The 13,815-nt window shown below is 46.7% G+C and carries 16 protein-coding genes; 8 read left to right on the plus strand and 8 right to left on the minus strand.

Annotated features, from left to right (window positions below; translation table 11 throughout):
• Positions 1 to 20 precede the first annotated feature (20 nt).
• From JW727_05990 to JW727_06000, 3 genes are read right to left on the minus strand one after another with little or no spacing between them, the layout of a single operon-like run.
• On the minus strand, positions 21 to 629 hold the full coding sequence (locus tag JW727_05990) for an HD domain-containing protein (protein MBN2095574.1): 609 nt from the start codon (positions 627 to 629) through the stop codon (positions 21 to 23).
• Positions 630 to 673: 44 nt separating this feature from the next.
• The gene (locus JW727_05995; GenBank protein MBN2095575.1) at positions 674 to 1,171 is read right to left on the minus strand and encodes an NUDIX domain-containing protein; all 498 of its coding nucleotides are present in this window, start codon (positions 1,169 to 1,171) and stop codon (positions 674 to 676) included.
• A 2-nt stretch (positions 1,172 to 1,173) separates the two neighbouring features.
• Entirely contained in the window at positions 1,174 to 1,587 is a 414-nt protein-coding gene (locus JW727_06000; protein MBN2095576.1) for a hypothetical protein, read from the minus strand.
• A gap of 101 nt (positions 1,588 to 1,688) precedes the next feature.
• Between JW727_06000 and JW727_06005 the strand changes: the two genes are divergently transcribed.
• Positions 1,689 to 2,960 (plus strand): hypothetical protein, encoded by a 1,272-nt coding sequence (locus JW727_06005; GenBank protein MBN2095577.1) that lies wholly within the window; start codon positions 1,689 to 1,691, stop codon positions 2,958 to 2,960.
• A gap of 56 nt (positions 2,961 to 3,016) precedes the next feature.
• Entirely contained in the window at positions 3,017 to 5,149 is a 2,133-nt protein-coding gene (locus JW727_06010; GenBank protein ID MBN2095578.1) for a lamin tail domain-containing protein, read from the plus strand.
• Position 5,150: 1 nt separating this feature from the next.
• Here JW727_06010 and JW727_06015 read toward each other — a convergent pair whose 3' ends face one another.
• Together JW727_06015 and JW727_06020 are read right to left on the minus strand one after the other, a co-directional pair.
• A complete protein-coding gene (locus JW727_06015; GenBank protein MBN2095579.1) occupies positions 5,151 to 5,996 on the minus strand; it encodes an ROK family protein in 846 nt (281 codons plus the stop codon).
• A 52-nt stretch (positions 5,997 to 6,048) separates the two neighbouring features.
• Positions 6,049 to 6,711: a glycosyltransferase family 2 protein gene (locus JW727_06020; GenBank protein ID MBN2095580.1), complete on the minus strand. Its 663-nt coding sequence runs from the start codon at positions 6,709 to 6,711 to the stop codon at positions 6,049 to 6,051.
• Between the two features lie 127 nt (positions 6,712 to 6,838).
• Between JW727_06020 and JW727_06025 the strand changes: the two genes are divergently transcribed.
• Entirely contained in the window at positions 6,839 to 8,716 is a 1,878-nt protein-coding gene (locus JW727_06025; GenBank protein ID MBN2095581.1) for a Na/Pi cotransporter family protein, read from the plus strand.
• Between the two features lie 21 nt (positions 8,717 to 8,737).
• On the plus strand, positions 8,738 to 8,932 hold the full coding sequence (locus JW727_06030; protein MBN2095582.1) for a protein translocase SEC61 complex subunit gamma: 195 nt from the start codon (positions 8,738 to 8,740) through the stop codon (positions 8,930 to 8,932).
• Positions 8,933 to 8,969: 37 nt separating this feature from the next.
• Here the strand turns inward: JW727_06030 and JW727_06035 are convergent, their stop codons facing one another.
• Complete coding sequence (locus tag JW727_06035; protein MBN2095583.1) at positions 8,970 to 9,572, minus strand: fibrillarin-like rRNA/tRNA 2'-O-methyltransferase; 603 nt, start codon at positions 9,570 to 9,572, stop codon at positions 8,970 to 8,972.
• Between the two features lie 127 nt (positions 9,573 to 9,699).
• On the opposite strand from JW727_06035, the gene JW727_06040 reads away from it, so the two are divergent.
• Positions 9,700 to 10,095, plus strand: a complete 396-nt coding sequence (locus tag JW727_06040; GenBank protein ID MBN2095584.1) for a hypothetical protein — start codon at positions 9,700 to 9,702, stop codon at positions 10,093 to 10,095.
• Positions 10,096 to 10,254: 159 nt separating this feature from the next.
• Here JW727_06040 and JW727_06045 read toward each other — a convergent pair whose 3' ends face one another.
• Complete coding sequence (locus JW727_06045; protein MBN2095585.1) at positions 10,255 to 10,818, minus strand: exosortase/archaeosortase family protein; 564 nt, start codon at positions 10,816 to 10,818, stop codon at positions 10,255 to 10,257.
• The gene (gene gap / locus JW727_06050) at positions 10,815 to 11,822 is read right to left on the minus strand and encodes a type I glyceraldehyde-3-phosphate dehydrogenase (GenBank protein ID MBN2095586.1); all 1,008 of its coding nucleotides are present in this window, start codon (positions 11,820 to 11,822) and stop codon (positions 10,815 to 10,817) included. The genes JW727_06045 and gap overlap by 4 nt, the downstream gene beginning before the upstream one ends.
• 232 nt (positions 11,823 to 12,054) lie before the next feature.
• Between gap and JW727_06055 the strand changes: the two genes are divergently transcribed.
• From JW727_06055 to JW727_06065, 3 genes are all read left to right on the plus strand, one after another.
• Entirely contained in the window at positions 12,055 to 12,369 is a 315-nt protein-coding gene (locus JW727_06055; GenBank protein ID MBN2095587.1) for a hypothetical protein, read from the plus strand.
• A 33-nt stretch (positions 12,370 to 12,402) separates the two neighbouring features.
• On the plus strand, positions 12,403 to 12,804 hold the full coding sequence (locus tag JW727_06060; protein ID MBN2095588.1) for an MgtC/SapB family protein: 402 nt from the start codon (positions 12,403 to 12,405) through the stop codon (positions 12,802 to 12,804).
• Positions 12,805 to 12,902: 98 nt separating this feature from the next.
• On the plus strand, positions 12,903 to 13,815 hold a 913-nt coding region (locus JW727_06065; GenBank protein MBN2095589.1), incomplete at its 3' end, for a DUF2334 domain-containing protein.

A 13,815-nucleotide genomic window follows, 5' to 3' on the forward strand; every position in this document is an offset into this window, starting at 1 on the left:
CTAATCAATGTGAACTAAAATTATATTTTACTTTGCGCAGGTTTGTCTGCCATAAGTTTCTTTTCGTTTGCAGTAGAGAGAAGCCGCCTATACAAATCCAAAATGAAAGGGTCATGCTCCATGAACACCTTCTTGTAAGCATTTACGTCCTCAACACTTATGGAGTTTTCTTTCCAAGACAAACCGTTTGAGCAGAGGTTTTGGAGAATCGGCTGGAGCTTGTCAAATGACTGGACAACTTTTGCTTCACTGGTTTTTGCCTCTTCAAATTCTCCGAAAAGCTGCCAGAGTTCTTCTTTCAGGTCTTCCGGGAGGCCTGAAAAGAGCTTTTCTGCAGAGCGCTCTTCCCTTTCCTTTTTGCCTTTCCTGCCTTCCGTGTCGAATGCAAAAATGTCTCCTGCGTAAATCTCTGCCAAATCATGTACAAGTGCCATTTTGAGCATTTTCAGGAGGTCCAACTCCTTTGGAAGGTTCTTCTCAAACAGGACTAGGAACATGGCAAGGTGCCAGGAATGCTCGGCATCGCTTTCTCGTCTTTTAAGGTCAGAGCAGTAGACCTTCCTCTCGACAAGCTTGCACTTTTCTATCTCCTGCAAAAAGGAGATTATCTTTCTGGTTCGCTCTTCCATAATACTTTCTGGAGTAAGGAGCTTAAGTTTATTTGCCGCATTGGCTAAAGCAGGGCTTTCTTTTGCCACTTCCCCGGGCCTTCGCCTTTCAGGATTTTATCGAGCATTTCAAGTTCTTCATAGATGCCTTCAATGAGGTCATAATCTTTTGCCTCTTCAAGCGTGACCCAGGCGTGCTTAGTAAGATCGCTGCAAAGCCGCACTTCTCCCGTGCAATAGTCAGCAAAAAAGCTTACAATGATTGTTGGGATGCCGTCTGGGCGGATATAGGCCATGCTTGTAAGGTAATTGAGGTTTTTGATTTTAAGCCCGACTTCTTCTAAAACTTCTCTCTCCACGAGTTTTTCGAAAATGTTGTACCAGTGCTCAGAGGTGTCTCTTGACCGATTCAGGTAGTCACTGGTTTCAAGTTTTCCGCCGGGAACCGTCCACTTTCCAGGGAACGCTTTTTCCGAAGGCGACCGTTTGGCAATGAGGAATTTTCCGTCCCGCACGACAATTGCGGTTGCCGAAATATAATGGGCTTTTTTGGGGTCGTACATAATCAATGTATAAGTGAAAAGTCGCCGTTGATTACCCTTGGCTTTACCGCCTCGATTTCTGTCTTGCAGCAGGGCATTTCGGGAATTGGGTTTAGGAGGAAAATTTTCTGGTTCAGGACATGCGCAAAGCCGATTTCCATGAGCGTGTTTCCGCCCACATAGTTTTTGATTCCGTTCTTGTCATAATTTAGCACGAGCACCGCATCGGCTCCCTGCATGACCCTCCAGAATTCCCTTATGGCGTCTAAGTTGTTCTTCTGGTGAATTTTGATTTCCTCGATTTCTTCGCCGCTTTTTCCAATCATCGAATTGTGGAGTTCTGTCAGGAATGGCTCGTGTCCCAGCTTTTCCAGCTCTTTTTTGGCTTCAAGCATTTTTTCAGTGAACTGCATCGAGCCAATAATTCCTATCCTCATAATGTCAGTTGGCTTGGAAAATATAGGGCTTCTTTTTCTGCCCGCTGGGTGGTTGCTGAGATATATAATGTGATATATAACTATCTTATGATTTGGGTACTATGATAGCAAATCAGGACCTTCAGATTTCCTGTGACATAAATGATAATTCATTTTGGAGCAATTATCCGGTTCTCGAAACTTTTCTTTCTGCAACAAGGCAGTTTGTCCGAAGGGAGGACGGGACGGTGAAGATTTGGGCCGCAAGCAGGGACTGGTTCATGGAGGAATGGGGCAGGGACACATTCATTTCCCTTCCAGGGATTCATCTCGTGCCAAAAAGGTTGGGTGATGCCAAAGAGAATATGCGCCAGTTTTCAAGTCTGATCAGCAAGGGGCTTATCCCGAACAGGATTGCTGGAGGGTTTTCCCAGTATAATACGGTTGATGCATCCCTGTGGTTCATACAGGCGCTAAAATCCTACTATGATTATTCAGGGGATCTTAACTTTGTCCTTGAGATGAGGGGGACAGTCACCGAGATACTGGAATATTACAAAAACGGCACTTCTTACTTTTTGCATGGAGAAGGCCAGGCCATAAAAATGGATTCTGAGGACTGCCTGATAATGAGCCCCGCACAGGCAACCTGGATGGACGCTGACTTTTCTTTTAACGGCACTAGTCCAGTCACGCCAAGAAATGGAAAGGCGGTTGAGGTTAATGCCCTGTGGTATTCAGCCCTGAGGTTTGCTGCTTGTCTTGAGAGGCGGTTTGGCGGAGCAGATAAGGCGGTTGAATATGGCCGGCTTGCCGATAAAGTAAGGCAATCATTTAACCTAAAATTTTGGAACCCGGAAGAAAAAGCGCTAAGGGATTGCATTGAGGGTGACCCCCACGGGGGAGCGATAAGGCCTAACATGCTTTTTGCAATAAGCCATGGAGGAGACTTGCTGCCCATAGACAGGAAAATCTTGGTTTTTGAGTGCGCAAAAAGGGACCTGCTCACTCCAGGTGGTTTAAGGACTCTTTCGCCAAGGGATTCGCACTATATAGGGACTTACAACACCCACCTTCCAATGCATGAAAAAGACAAGGCCTACCACCAGGGGACCGCCTGGCCTTGGATCATGGGAACTTACTGCGACTCCCTGGCAATTGTAAGGAGGCATCAGCAGAAAAGCAGCTCTGAAATTGCGCTTGAGATTGCTTCTGTTCTTGGCCCTCTGGTAAAATTCTGCATGGAAAGCAAGTTCAAATCCCTGCCAGAAGTCTTTTCTGGAAGCTTTCCATACGAGCCGGGAGGAACAACTGCCCAGGCATGGAGCAATGCAGAGGTTTTAAGGATTCTGGATAAGTACCGAGTTGTGCAGGAAATGAATGGTCTTTTGTAACCTTTTGCGAATATTTTTGAAATACCTATAATATACAAAAGCCTTACCTATGTATTATGGGTTGTCCTTTGCTGAAGATTTTTCTTTTTCAGCTGCTCATTCTGCCCTGCTTTGCAGGCGTTGTCATAAATGAAATTAGCCCATGGGGAAGGGATGCAGAGTGGGTTGAGATACATAACACGGGAAACGAGGAGGTAAATCTGTCGGGGTGGATAATTGAAACCCAGACAAGCATAAGGGACGTGGATTTTCCTGAAGGAGCCTTTCTGCCTGCTGGTGGCTTTCTTGTTGTCGGAGACAATGGTACTGGTGGCGGCTTTGAAACGCCGATAACGATTACGGATTCTGCAATATTTCTTGTATTGAGAAACAATGTGGGTGAGGAAATTAACAGGGTGGACCTGAGAGGATTGGATTTTGAAAGAAAAGACGGGCAGTCTTTGCAGAGAATAAGCCCCGACAGCCAGCTTTCAAGCAGCCCGGAAAACTGGATTCTGTCCAGCAATACAAAAGGGGAAGAAAATTTTCCTCCTGGTGCCTTGGTGGAAGCTTCGGAAATATTTTTGCCGGGAGAGGTTTTTGCAAATGAAACTTCCTCAATTGTTGTGACTGTTTCAAACAAAGGCATGTCGGAGGGGAGAAGCCGGAAACTGAGTTTTAAGGATTCTTCTGGCTTTGAGGCGGAAAGCATTTTTGACATTGGGCCAGTTTCCTTGAAAAATCTTTCCTTTGCTTGGACACCTTCAAGCCAGGGCACATATTCCCTCTATGCATCTATCGGCTCTTCAGAAATTAATCGCACAGCGCTTGTCTTAAAGAAGCCAGAAAAACTGGCAAAGCTCAGAATAAACCTTGCCGGAAACCTGAGCACTGGAGTTGAGTATAAAAACTTGTTCGCTCTGGAAATGGAAAACAAAAAAGCCCTGGAGGGAAGCTGCGCTGAGCCCGATACGGTTACAGTCGCTTACTCTGTTTTTGGGCCCGATGGAAGCATTCATTTGTCGGAAAGCTTTACCGTTGAAATTGGATGCACAAAGACTGCAGATACTGGAAGTTGGACGCCTGAGGAGCCGGGCATACACACACTTTGCGGCCATATAACGGGCTCGACTTCAGGATTTGATGCGAAGAATGTGTGCGGAAATTTTTCGGTTACCGGCACTAAAAAGCAAGCCGAAAATTTGTCTGTTTCGGTTGAGCAAAGCAGTATGATTGGTTCGGCGAAGAGTTCCGCTTCCAACAGCACGCCTGAAGGGAAGGAAGAATCCCTTGAGGATGACGGTGAGAAGACTTCCTCTGGCCTTCTGGAAGATGATTTGGAGACTTCAGACGAGTCTGAGGGGACCTTGGAGGAGGACGGCCTTGAAGAAGAAGGCGAGGGCACGCAGGCAGTATCAAAACCCATACTCGTCCAGATAATTGATATGGCTAGTGAGGTCATGGTGGGAAGCGAGTTTGAGTCCACAATTCTTATCGAAAACAACGGGGACACTTCGGTTTCCGCAAAGGTCTACTCTTACGCCTATAGCGGAAAAAACTGCATAACTGGCTCATGGACAAAAAATCGGCAGGATCTGCTTCTTGAATCAGGCGAGTCAAAAGAGATTTTGCTTGTAAATCATGTCGAAGAGGGAACTGTGCCGGGCACGTATCTTTTCAGGGCTCGGGTGAAGGTGGAGGAAAAAGACTACGACGCTGAGGGGGAAATTACGGTTACCGAGCACTCTGCGCCCGAGGAAGAAAACCTTCTCTTGGCCGGGGAAGCAAGACTTGAGGAAGCGGATTTGCAGCCCGTGCTTGATATCTGGAATGACACAAAGATCAGGATAAACCTCACCAACTGCGATGGCTGCTCCATGGTGATTTCTGGGCCCGCTGGCCTTAGAAGCGAAACCGAAAAGAAGTATCGGGTTTTTGACGCAAAGGGGAGCTATAATGTTCTTGTGCTAAAAGGCGGCTCGGTCGTTCTTAACGAAAGCTATTATTTTGGGGACACCTCCTTTGAGAATGAAGGCGGCGGCTCAAACGAAACAAACCTTTCTTCAAATACCACTTACCGCCAGGAAGTTTCGACAGGAAACTTTGCAAAGCAGGAAAATAAGAGAGGGCTTTTTGGATGGCTTAAAAGCACTATTGGTGGTATAGTATCGGCTATCATAAATGCTATGGCTTCTTCGATTTCAGCTTAACTTATGAGGCCTTTTTTGAGTCGTAAAGGAGCGATGCTGCGCCAAGTATTGGCAGGTCGGGGTTAGTGCTGGTTTCTATCTTAAGCCGCCCGTAGCTTCTGGAATACACAGATTCTTCAAGGGATTCCCACATGGCTTTTTCGAACGCCGCATAATTATTTGCAATAGAGCCCCCAAGAACAATCAGTTCTGGGTCAACAGAGTTTACCACCATTGCAAGGCCCTTTCCCAGGTGGTACCCGAACTCCTCGACAAGCTTAATCGCCTTCTCGTCGCCAGATTTTGCTGCAGAAAACACCTCCTCGGGATTCAAGCCCTGCTTTCTGAAAAACTCTGCCGAACAGTAATCCTGGAGGCGCGCGTCAAGGTAAGGCATTTCCCCGAATTCACCTGCACCGCAGTTATTCCCTGCGATAAGTTTTCCGTTGGCTATAACGCCCCCGCCAAGGCCGGAGCCGATAGTGAGTGCAACCAGGTTTTCGTATCCCTGGCCCTTTCCATAGTAGTGCTCGCCTAAAGCCCAGCAGTTGGCGTCATTATTGACGAGAACAGGCACTTTGAATTTGTCCCCGATAATTTCCCCGAGGGGCACTTCGTAAAGCGCAGGAATGTTTGTGGTTTCGTAAACTTTCCCGGTCTTTGTGTCGACAATTGAGGGGTATCCTATTCCGATTGCCTCCAAATCTTCATCTTTCAGGGACTCTATAAGCCGGTAAATCTGGCCCATAACCTCTTCCTGGCTGCCCTGCGCGTTTGTCGGGACTTTCTCGAATTTTGAGACTCCTGCCTCAGAAACCTTTCCCCCCTTGATGCTTGTTGCTCCGACATCAATTCCTATTACTGACATAATTATATCTGCAGGACTATTTATACTTAAGTACTACTATTTAGTAACACTTCTAAGCATCTCTTACCTTTTTTCCCAAAAGAAACCAGAAATTCCGGAATCCGTGCATAACGGTTACGCCTTTGCGGTACCGGGGCGAATCGATTTCGATTGTGGCGCAGGGGATCTTGTTTTTCCCCACTTCGTAGGCGATTTCTGCCTCAATCGCATACCTTTCGGCAGTAAGGTCCATTTTCAGTGCAGCGTCTCTTGTGAACGCCTTGAAGCCGCTTTCCGTGTCCATCAGCCGAAAGCCGGTTCCTGCGAGAATATTGGTTAGGATGTTTAGCCCGAAATTTCCGAATTTTTTCACGAAAGGGTACTTTGAGATGTCCCTTCTCCCAAGGACAAAGCTGTAGCCCTCGCCCAGTTTTTCGATAAACCTTGGAATATCCTCCGGCTGGTGCTGGAGGTCTGCGTCGAGCGTCACAATCAGGTCTGCGCCAAGCCCAAGGGCTTTTTGGATGCCTAGCCGCTTGGACGTCCCGACGCCCATATTAACCGGGTTCTGGACTACAATGGCCCCCTCTTTTTTTGCCATGAGGGCAGTGTTGTCCATGGAGCCGTCATCTACCACCACGACCCGATCCACATGTTTTTTAGTTCTCCTTATGGCCTCAGTAATTGTCTTTTCCTCATTGTAGGCAGGTATCACAGCAATTATATGCGCACTCATTATTAACTGTTGCAGAGTATATTTTTTCTTTAACGTCGCGCTTCCTTCGCATATATATACAGCCATTAATTATGCGGGCGGATAAAACTGAGGGTTCTACCCGGGCGATAGTTGCCGGGAAGCGAGTATGCTAGACTGGGTTTCGGTCTTCTTCCAGGTTTTTGGAGGGCTGGGGCTTTTTTTGATGGGCATGAAGATAATGTCTGAGTCCCTGCAGAGAGTTGCGGGAAAGCGCCTCAGGCGGATTTTAGAGCACCTTACCTCGAACCGGCTCATGGGTGTCGGAGTGGGCGTCGGAATAACTGCGATTGTCCAGTCAAGCAGTCTCACTACAGTAATGGTGGTGAGCTTAGTCGAGGCAGGCATGATGACGCTTCGCCAGGCAATTGGGGTGGTTCTCGGCGCAAATATCGGTACGACTGTGACGGCATGGCTTGTCACGTTTAAGATTGTCGAATATGGGCTTCCAATAATCGGAGTGGGAGCGCTTTTCAGATTTTTCGGCAGAGGCAAAAAGTGGCAGTATATGGGGGAGATTATATTTGGTTTGGGCGCGCTCTTTCTTGGAATGGAATTAATGAAGCTTGGCGTCGCTCCGCTTAAGGAGTCTGAGTTTTTCACGGGGCTTTTTTTGATGATTGACGGCTCATCATATTCTTCGATTCTTCTGGGTATTTTTGTGGGCACGATTACTACACTTGTTGTCCAGTCCAGCTCGGCCACAATAGGAATTACAATTGCTCTTGCCTCCCAGGGGCTGATTGGGTTTGTAGGCGCTGTTGCGCTGGTGCTTGGAGACAATGTGGGCACTACCATAACTGCCATGCTTGCAAGCATCGGCGCGGGCTTCAATGCCAAAAGGACTGCGCTTGCTCACGCGCTTTTCAATATACTGGGTGTAATCTGGATTCTTCTTGTCTTTTACTTCTTTGTTTCCTTTGTCGATTATGCAGTTCCAGGAAGCCCCGACTTTACCATTTCAAGCCCGGAGGAAGCAGCGGCTTACGGCTCTGAAGAAGGGACGCGTCCGTTTGTAGGGCAGCATATAGCAATGGCCCATACGCTATTCAATGTTGCAAATGTCCTGCTCTTCATTCCGCTGATTTCGGTTCTGGTATTTCTCTCTGAGCGCCTGATTCCGGAGCCAAAAGGAGGTGCAAAGCGGGCGCCTTTTGAGGTCGAGCCAAAGTTCATAGATTTCTCCCTCGCAAACACTTCTTCAGTAGGGCTCATAATGTCACAAAATGAGCTTGTTGAGATGTCCTCGTATGTTGATGAGAGCATCTCTGCCGTAAGGTCAGCAATACACGACCCGAAGAAGGCAAGGGAAAGCTACAAGATTGCGCGAAAGAACGAAAAGCTCCTTACCAACTACAAGAACAGCATTGACAAGTTCCTTTTGAGGATCTCTGAGATGGAGCTTTCCGAGGAGGAAGCGCAGACAGTCATAAACCATATGTCCGTTGCCCACTGCCTTGACCGGATGGGCTATTTTTCGAGGAGAATGGCTGAGGTTTACCGGAGAATGGACAGTGATGGCGTGCAAATGTCCGCTGAAGCCACCAAAAAGCTGGATGCGATACTGAGCGCAAATGTCTTGCTCTACAAGGATTCCTTGAAGGAGCTTAAGTCCGGCAATGGAAGCCCGGCTTTTGTTTCAAACTTGCCTGGACGGGTTATAAAAATCAAGAAAATGATACGGTCTGCAAAGCTCTCTCACTTTGACCGGGTGAAGAAGGGAATCTGCCCTGAGGGAGCAGGAATCCACTATATCGATGCCCTGAACGTTTTGTCAAACATGAAGCACCAGACAAGAAACCTGGCCGAGGCAATGGTTTCGAGCGGAGGGCCCGAGCTTGTCCCGGAGCATGAGTACAGCGTAGTTAGTGCGATAGGAGGTGTTTTCGAAGGAGTGGGAAAAATTGGCAAAAAGGCAAAAAACACGCTTAAAAAGCCAAAAAATAAAGCAGCAAAAAGGAAAACGGCAGCCAAAAATCCTTTTTAAATTGTATGTTGGGTTTATATTATGCTAGAAGGCGCAAAAGGAAAGCTGGTTTCGTTTTTAGGCCAGTGCAAAAGGATAATGACAATTGCCACCAAGCCATCAAAAAGCGATTATCTTTCCTTATCCAAGGTTGTTGCAGCAGGTGTTGCCCTGATAGGGGCTTTGGGCTTTTTGCTGTACCTTTTGTTCAATCTGGTTATAACGAGATTTTTTTAGTTCCAGGCGATTCTTTTGAGCAGAAATCAAGCCAGAGTTATTTCAATTTTGCAACAATAAACAGATGGTCTCTTTCGTAAGGGTCAAGCTCCACAGTTTCAATTATCTCGAAAGTGTCCTCCATCTCCCGGACCGCTTCCTGGCAGATTTCCTTTACGCTCCGGACTGAATCGATTGCCTTTGCCTTAAGGGCAAGAACTACGATTCCACCCTCTTTCAGGAACATTTGGGCGTTTCGTTTCAGGATTGCAACCTGGTCTTTCTGGGCAATGTCTTCGTAAACAAGGTCAACAGGGCCAATCCAGCCGTAATTTTCGGGAAAGCGGGCATCTTCGACAAGGGGGATTATGTTTTGCTTAGCCCTGGCTTTTTTCAGAAGGTCAGGAATCACCTTTTCCGAAACCTCAACGCCGTAGATTCTGCCCTTTTCGCCGACAATGTTCGAGAAATGGGAAATGGTTGTCCCGTGGGCGGCTCCCAGGTAGAGTATTGTCTGCCCCTCTTTGACGGGGAAATTGTTTAGCCCCTTCATAATGGCAGCTGCTGGCTTTGATGAGTAGGGGTCCCAGTACTCCTTGCTTTTGCCTTTTGTGAATAGTTTCTGGTTTTCCCTTAAAACTCCTGGAAAAATTGGCTTCATAACAATTTCTTTGCAGAAAAATAACTAATGTAAAGTATATATATTTCACAGTTGTAACTACATTATGGGTGTAGGTTTTGAATTGGAGGGAACCCTACGGCATTTTCTGCCCTTTGGGGTGAGAGAAATGGTTGGTGGGGGCATTCTTTATCTGGGTGACCAAGGAGACCCTATTAGCAGGTCTTGGGCAATTCCTTATATAGGGAGAGTGCCAAGCTCAATTGGCAGACGGGTGGACCAGGATGTAACCTATCAAATGAAGGTCAGTGATGCAGGGAAGGGTCTTATGTTATCTCAAGAAATATACTTTCCTCAAGGGAATCCAGAGTATCATAAAGCGAGCTTGTCGATGGGACTTGCTTCAGATCTGCTTTCCGGGTTCTTTTCAGAGAGGCCAGCCCTCTTGGAAATAGAGACTGGGCAGGAGTTGTTTCTTGATCCCACAACATTCAATTTGCCATTTTCAGCAACAAATATACAGATGGCTTCGGAGGCACAATATCCAATAAAAATCCGGACCTAATCAAAAGAGAGCTTTCAGAGTTTGCTTGAATTATATCCCATGATTTTTAACTATGTGGGCGCTACTGTCGATTCAGTGGTTCAGATGATTGGTCGGATTGGGCAGGACGAGCAGGACCTCTTCGTCAGGCAGTTTTTCTCGGTTCTCTTTGAAGAAGGCCTATTCCTTTTGCCTGTTCTTCAGCGCCCGATTCGAGAGTTTGTTGCCTCTAGGCGGCTTCACAGAGTTTCGGTACCACCAGTACCAGGACACAAAAATGAGGGCCAGGAAAACGAACTCCCACAGGAAGTAATGCACAAATCCAAATAATTCATAGTTTACCGTTCCAATCCAGATGGAAGTAAATGCCCTGAACGTATTGTAGATGTAGAGTGGTATAAGTAGCCAGAGCGCCTTTGCCCTTTTTGCTGCCTCTATTCCGGGTGGGAGCATGACAAGGGCAAAAAAGAGATATAGCTGCCGCCATCCTGTGCAGTCAAAAGCCAGGACAGATGAAAAATTGGCGGTGCTTATGGTGTAGCCAAATGTCTCGAACTGCACTCCGGCAATTTTCAGCAAAAGCGTCACCTGCTGGAAAAGCAGTTCCTGAAGAGGCCTGAATTCAAAATGAATGTGTGAAAGAATAATTAAAGGCAAAATCAAAATAATTGCTCTTGCAATTGTCTCTGTCCTTTTATTTACCTGCGGATTTTTTCTCTGCACTTTTTCTGTCCCCTTCCTCATGCGATTAGCTTCATTAAGTCTTTCAGCCGGTTGGAATAGCCCCACTCATTGTCGTACCATCCGCCGACCTTTATTGTCCTTCCATTCACTCTCGTGAGGTCTGGGTCAAATATGCAGGAGTGCGGATTTCCGATGATGTCTGAGCTAACTATTGGGTCATCGGCATATTCCAGGATTCCAAAAAGTGCCTCTGTCTCTGCCTTGAACAGGTTGTTTATCATTTCAGCCGTAACTTCCTTTTTGACGTTTACCACAAGGTCGGTCAGGCTTCCGTCTGGGACAGGAACCCTTGCAGCTATTCCGTCAAGCTTTCCCTTGAGTGCAGGTATTATCTCGCCAATTGACTTTGCAGCACCGCTCGTTGTCGGAATAATGGACATGGCGGCAGCTCTTGCCCGCCGTAAGTCCTTATGGGGCAGGTCAAGTATCTTCTGGTCGTTAGTGTATGCGTGAATGGTGGTCATAAACCCGTTTTCTATCTCAAAGGCATCATTAAGTATGTTTGCCATAGGGGCAAGGCAGTTGGTTGTGCAGCTTGCCATTGAAATTATGCTGTCGCTGTCTTCATAGGTTTCCTCGTTTACCCCGAGGACAATTTGCTTTATTTCGCCGTCACCCTTTGGGGGAGCCGAGATGATGACTTTTCTTGCACCAGCAGTAAGGTGCTTTTCCGCGCCTTCCTTGGTGACGAAGAGCCCAGTTGATTCGAGCACAATATCTACACCTAGGTCTTTCCAGGGGAGGTTAAGCGGGTCTTTTTCTGCCAGTATTTTTATCCTCTGGTCATCAACTACAATGCAGTCCCCCTCAGCCAGGATTTTATTTTGCAGGACGCCGTGTACGGAGTCATACTTCAAGAGGTGCGCAAGCGTTTTTGCGTCCGTCAGGTCGTTTATTGCAACTACTTCAAAGTTCTTCTGAAATTCAGGGTCGTTAAAAGTCGTCCTTAGGAAACATCTGCCGATTCTTCCAAAGCCGTTAATCGCGATTTTCACGGTCTCCATTTAGATATTATGCTAGCTATTTTAACTAGTTATTTACGGGGCTTCTGCCCTTCAGGCACAGGTTTTTGTGGCCTATGGGCAGGACGAGTATTTTGGGATATTTTTCAGGTAAAGCTTAATCTAAATTATATATGTTATGGCATTAATGCCCCAGAGTTGCGCTTCTGGCTATTTTAGTGTTAGTAGCTTATCCAATTTGAGTAGGGCAGTATTTTGTTTCTCTGCATTCAGTATGGCTTCCTTGACAGCATTACCACCGGGCATGGGCTTTTCGGTAGAATTTCCTTACCTAACTTTGCATTATGCGTTCATCATTATGGGCGCTCTCTTTCTTCTTAGCGCATTGCTGTTTGTAAAACTGATTCGAAAGGGGAAGCGTCCGTCGGAATTTTCTCCATACGAAGGTATGCTGCAGGAAGAAAAAAAGCTTTTAAGTGGGGCGGAAGCCGAAGTGAAGGCGCTTGAAAGGTTTGACCAGAAGCTTGCAGGCGCTTCTGCCAGCGAAAATCGGAAGACTCTTAATGAAGGCAGGGAAAAGCGGGAATAGTGTTGACTTATTATATAAATAGCCCAGTATATTATGCTTGAATTTTACATCTCATTTGCGAGAATTCTTCTTGCTATTTGCCTTGGCGGAATAATTGGCATCGAGCGTGAGAGAAACCACAAGCCTGCAGGGATGAGAACACACATGCTGGTTGCGATGGGCTCCTGCCTGTTTACCCTCTCATCAATAAGCCTGGGAACAGACCCTGCGAGAATTGCCGCAAGCATCGTAACTGGCATTGGTTTCATTGGCGCAGGGACTATCATTGGCGAGAGGTCAAACAAGATTGTAGGCATAACTACTGCAGCGTCTCTCTGGACAACTGCCGGAATAGGGATGCTGGCGGGAATCGGCGAGTACCCGATAGCTGTTGCCGCTTCATTTGCTGTTTTGTTTATACTACTCTTTGACTTTGTGGTAAAAAAACTGGTTTGACCTATCTGCAGATGTGAACTGAAAAGTTGTAATGCAAGCATATCCTTCTTTGCTTACAAAATGGCATACCTTATATATCTTTCCCTGCTTCTTAGAGTATGGATAAGAAAATTGCAACCCCTCGTTTTTTTGGGATCCTTCTAGTGCTTATGGTTTCATTTTCCCTGTTTGCCCCGGCATATGCTTATGAAGGCCAGGTAATTATTTTCAGGGATGATGATGCCCAGCCGATATGGATGGTAAATGTAACGCTAAAGAACCTTACCAATACCTTGATTCAGAACGGCATTCCCCAGACGATCGGCGTCATACCAAACACCTCCAGCGGATACAGCTTGGCTAATGACGCAAACTTCAGAGATTACCTTAACTCCATAAAATCAGAGCCGACAGTCGAGCTTGCGCTCCATGGATACAACCATGAAGAAAATGAGTTCAAGGATATTACCCTTGAACAGGCAGAAAGCAGGATTGAATGGGGGGTGTCATTGATGCAGTCCCAGCTTGGAGTTAATCCAAAGACATTTATCCCTCCCTACCATGAGTTTAACGAAAACACCCTTAATGCCTGTGCAAGCCATGGCTTTACTGGCTTTTCAGCTGGAGTAGAGGAGCCGCATGCCTGGGAGGAGTATCCTGAAGGGCTTTTCCACGTTCCAGCTACTGCGGATTTTGAGGACTGGGACAATGGAGGCGTCATGAAGGGCTCAGAAGAAGTCATAGAAGACTGTGAGGATAGTCTCAATGGGCTTAATGTCTGCATCATAATGTTCCACCACTGGAAGTTCAGCGAGGACGGGGAAAACGTGAGCCCGGAACACTACCAGTCGATGCTGGAGGTTATCGAATGGGCGAAGGAAAAGCAGTCACAAGGCGCCAAACTGATGACTCTTGGCGAGTATGTGCTTACCCTCTCCGAAGAAGATAACACCACAAACACTACCGTCAATAACACCACAAACACTACCGTCAATAACACCACAAACACTACCGTCAATAACACCACAAACA

It is taken from the genome of Candidatus Aenigmatarchaeota archaeon, assembly GCA_016932615.1.
Taxonomy (GTDB): domain Archaea; phylum Aenigmatarchaeota; class Aenigmatarchaeia; order QMZS01; family QMZS01; genus JAFGCN01.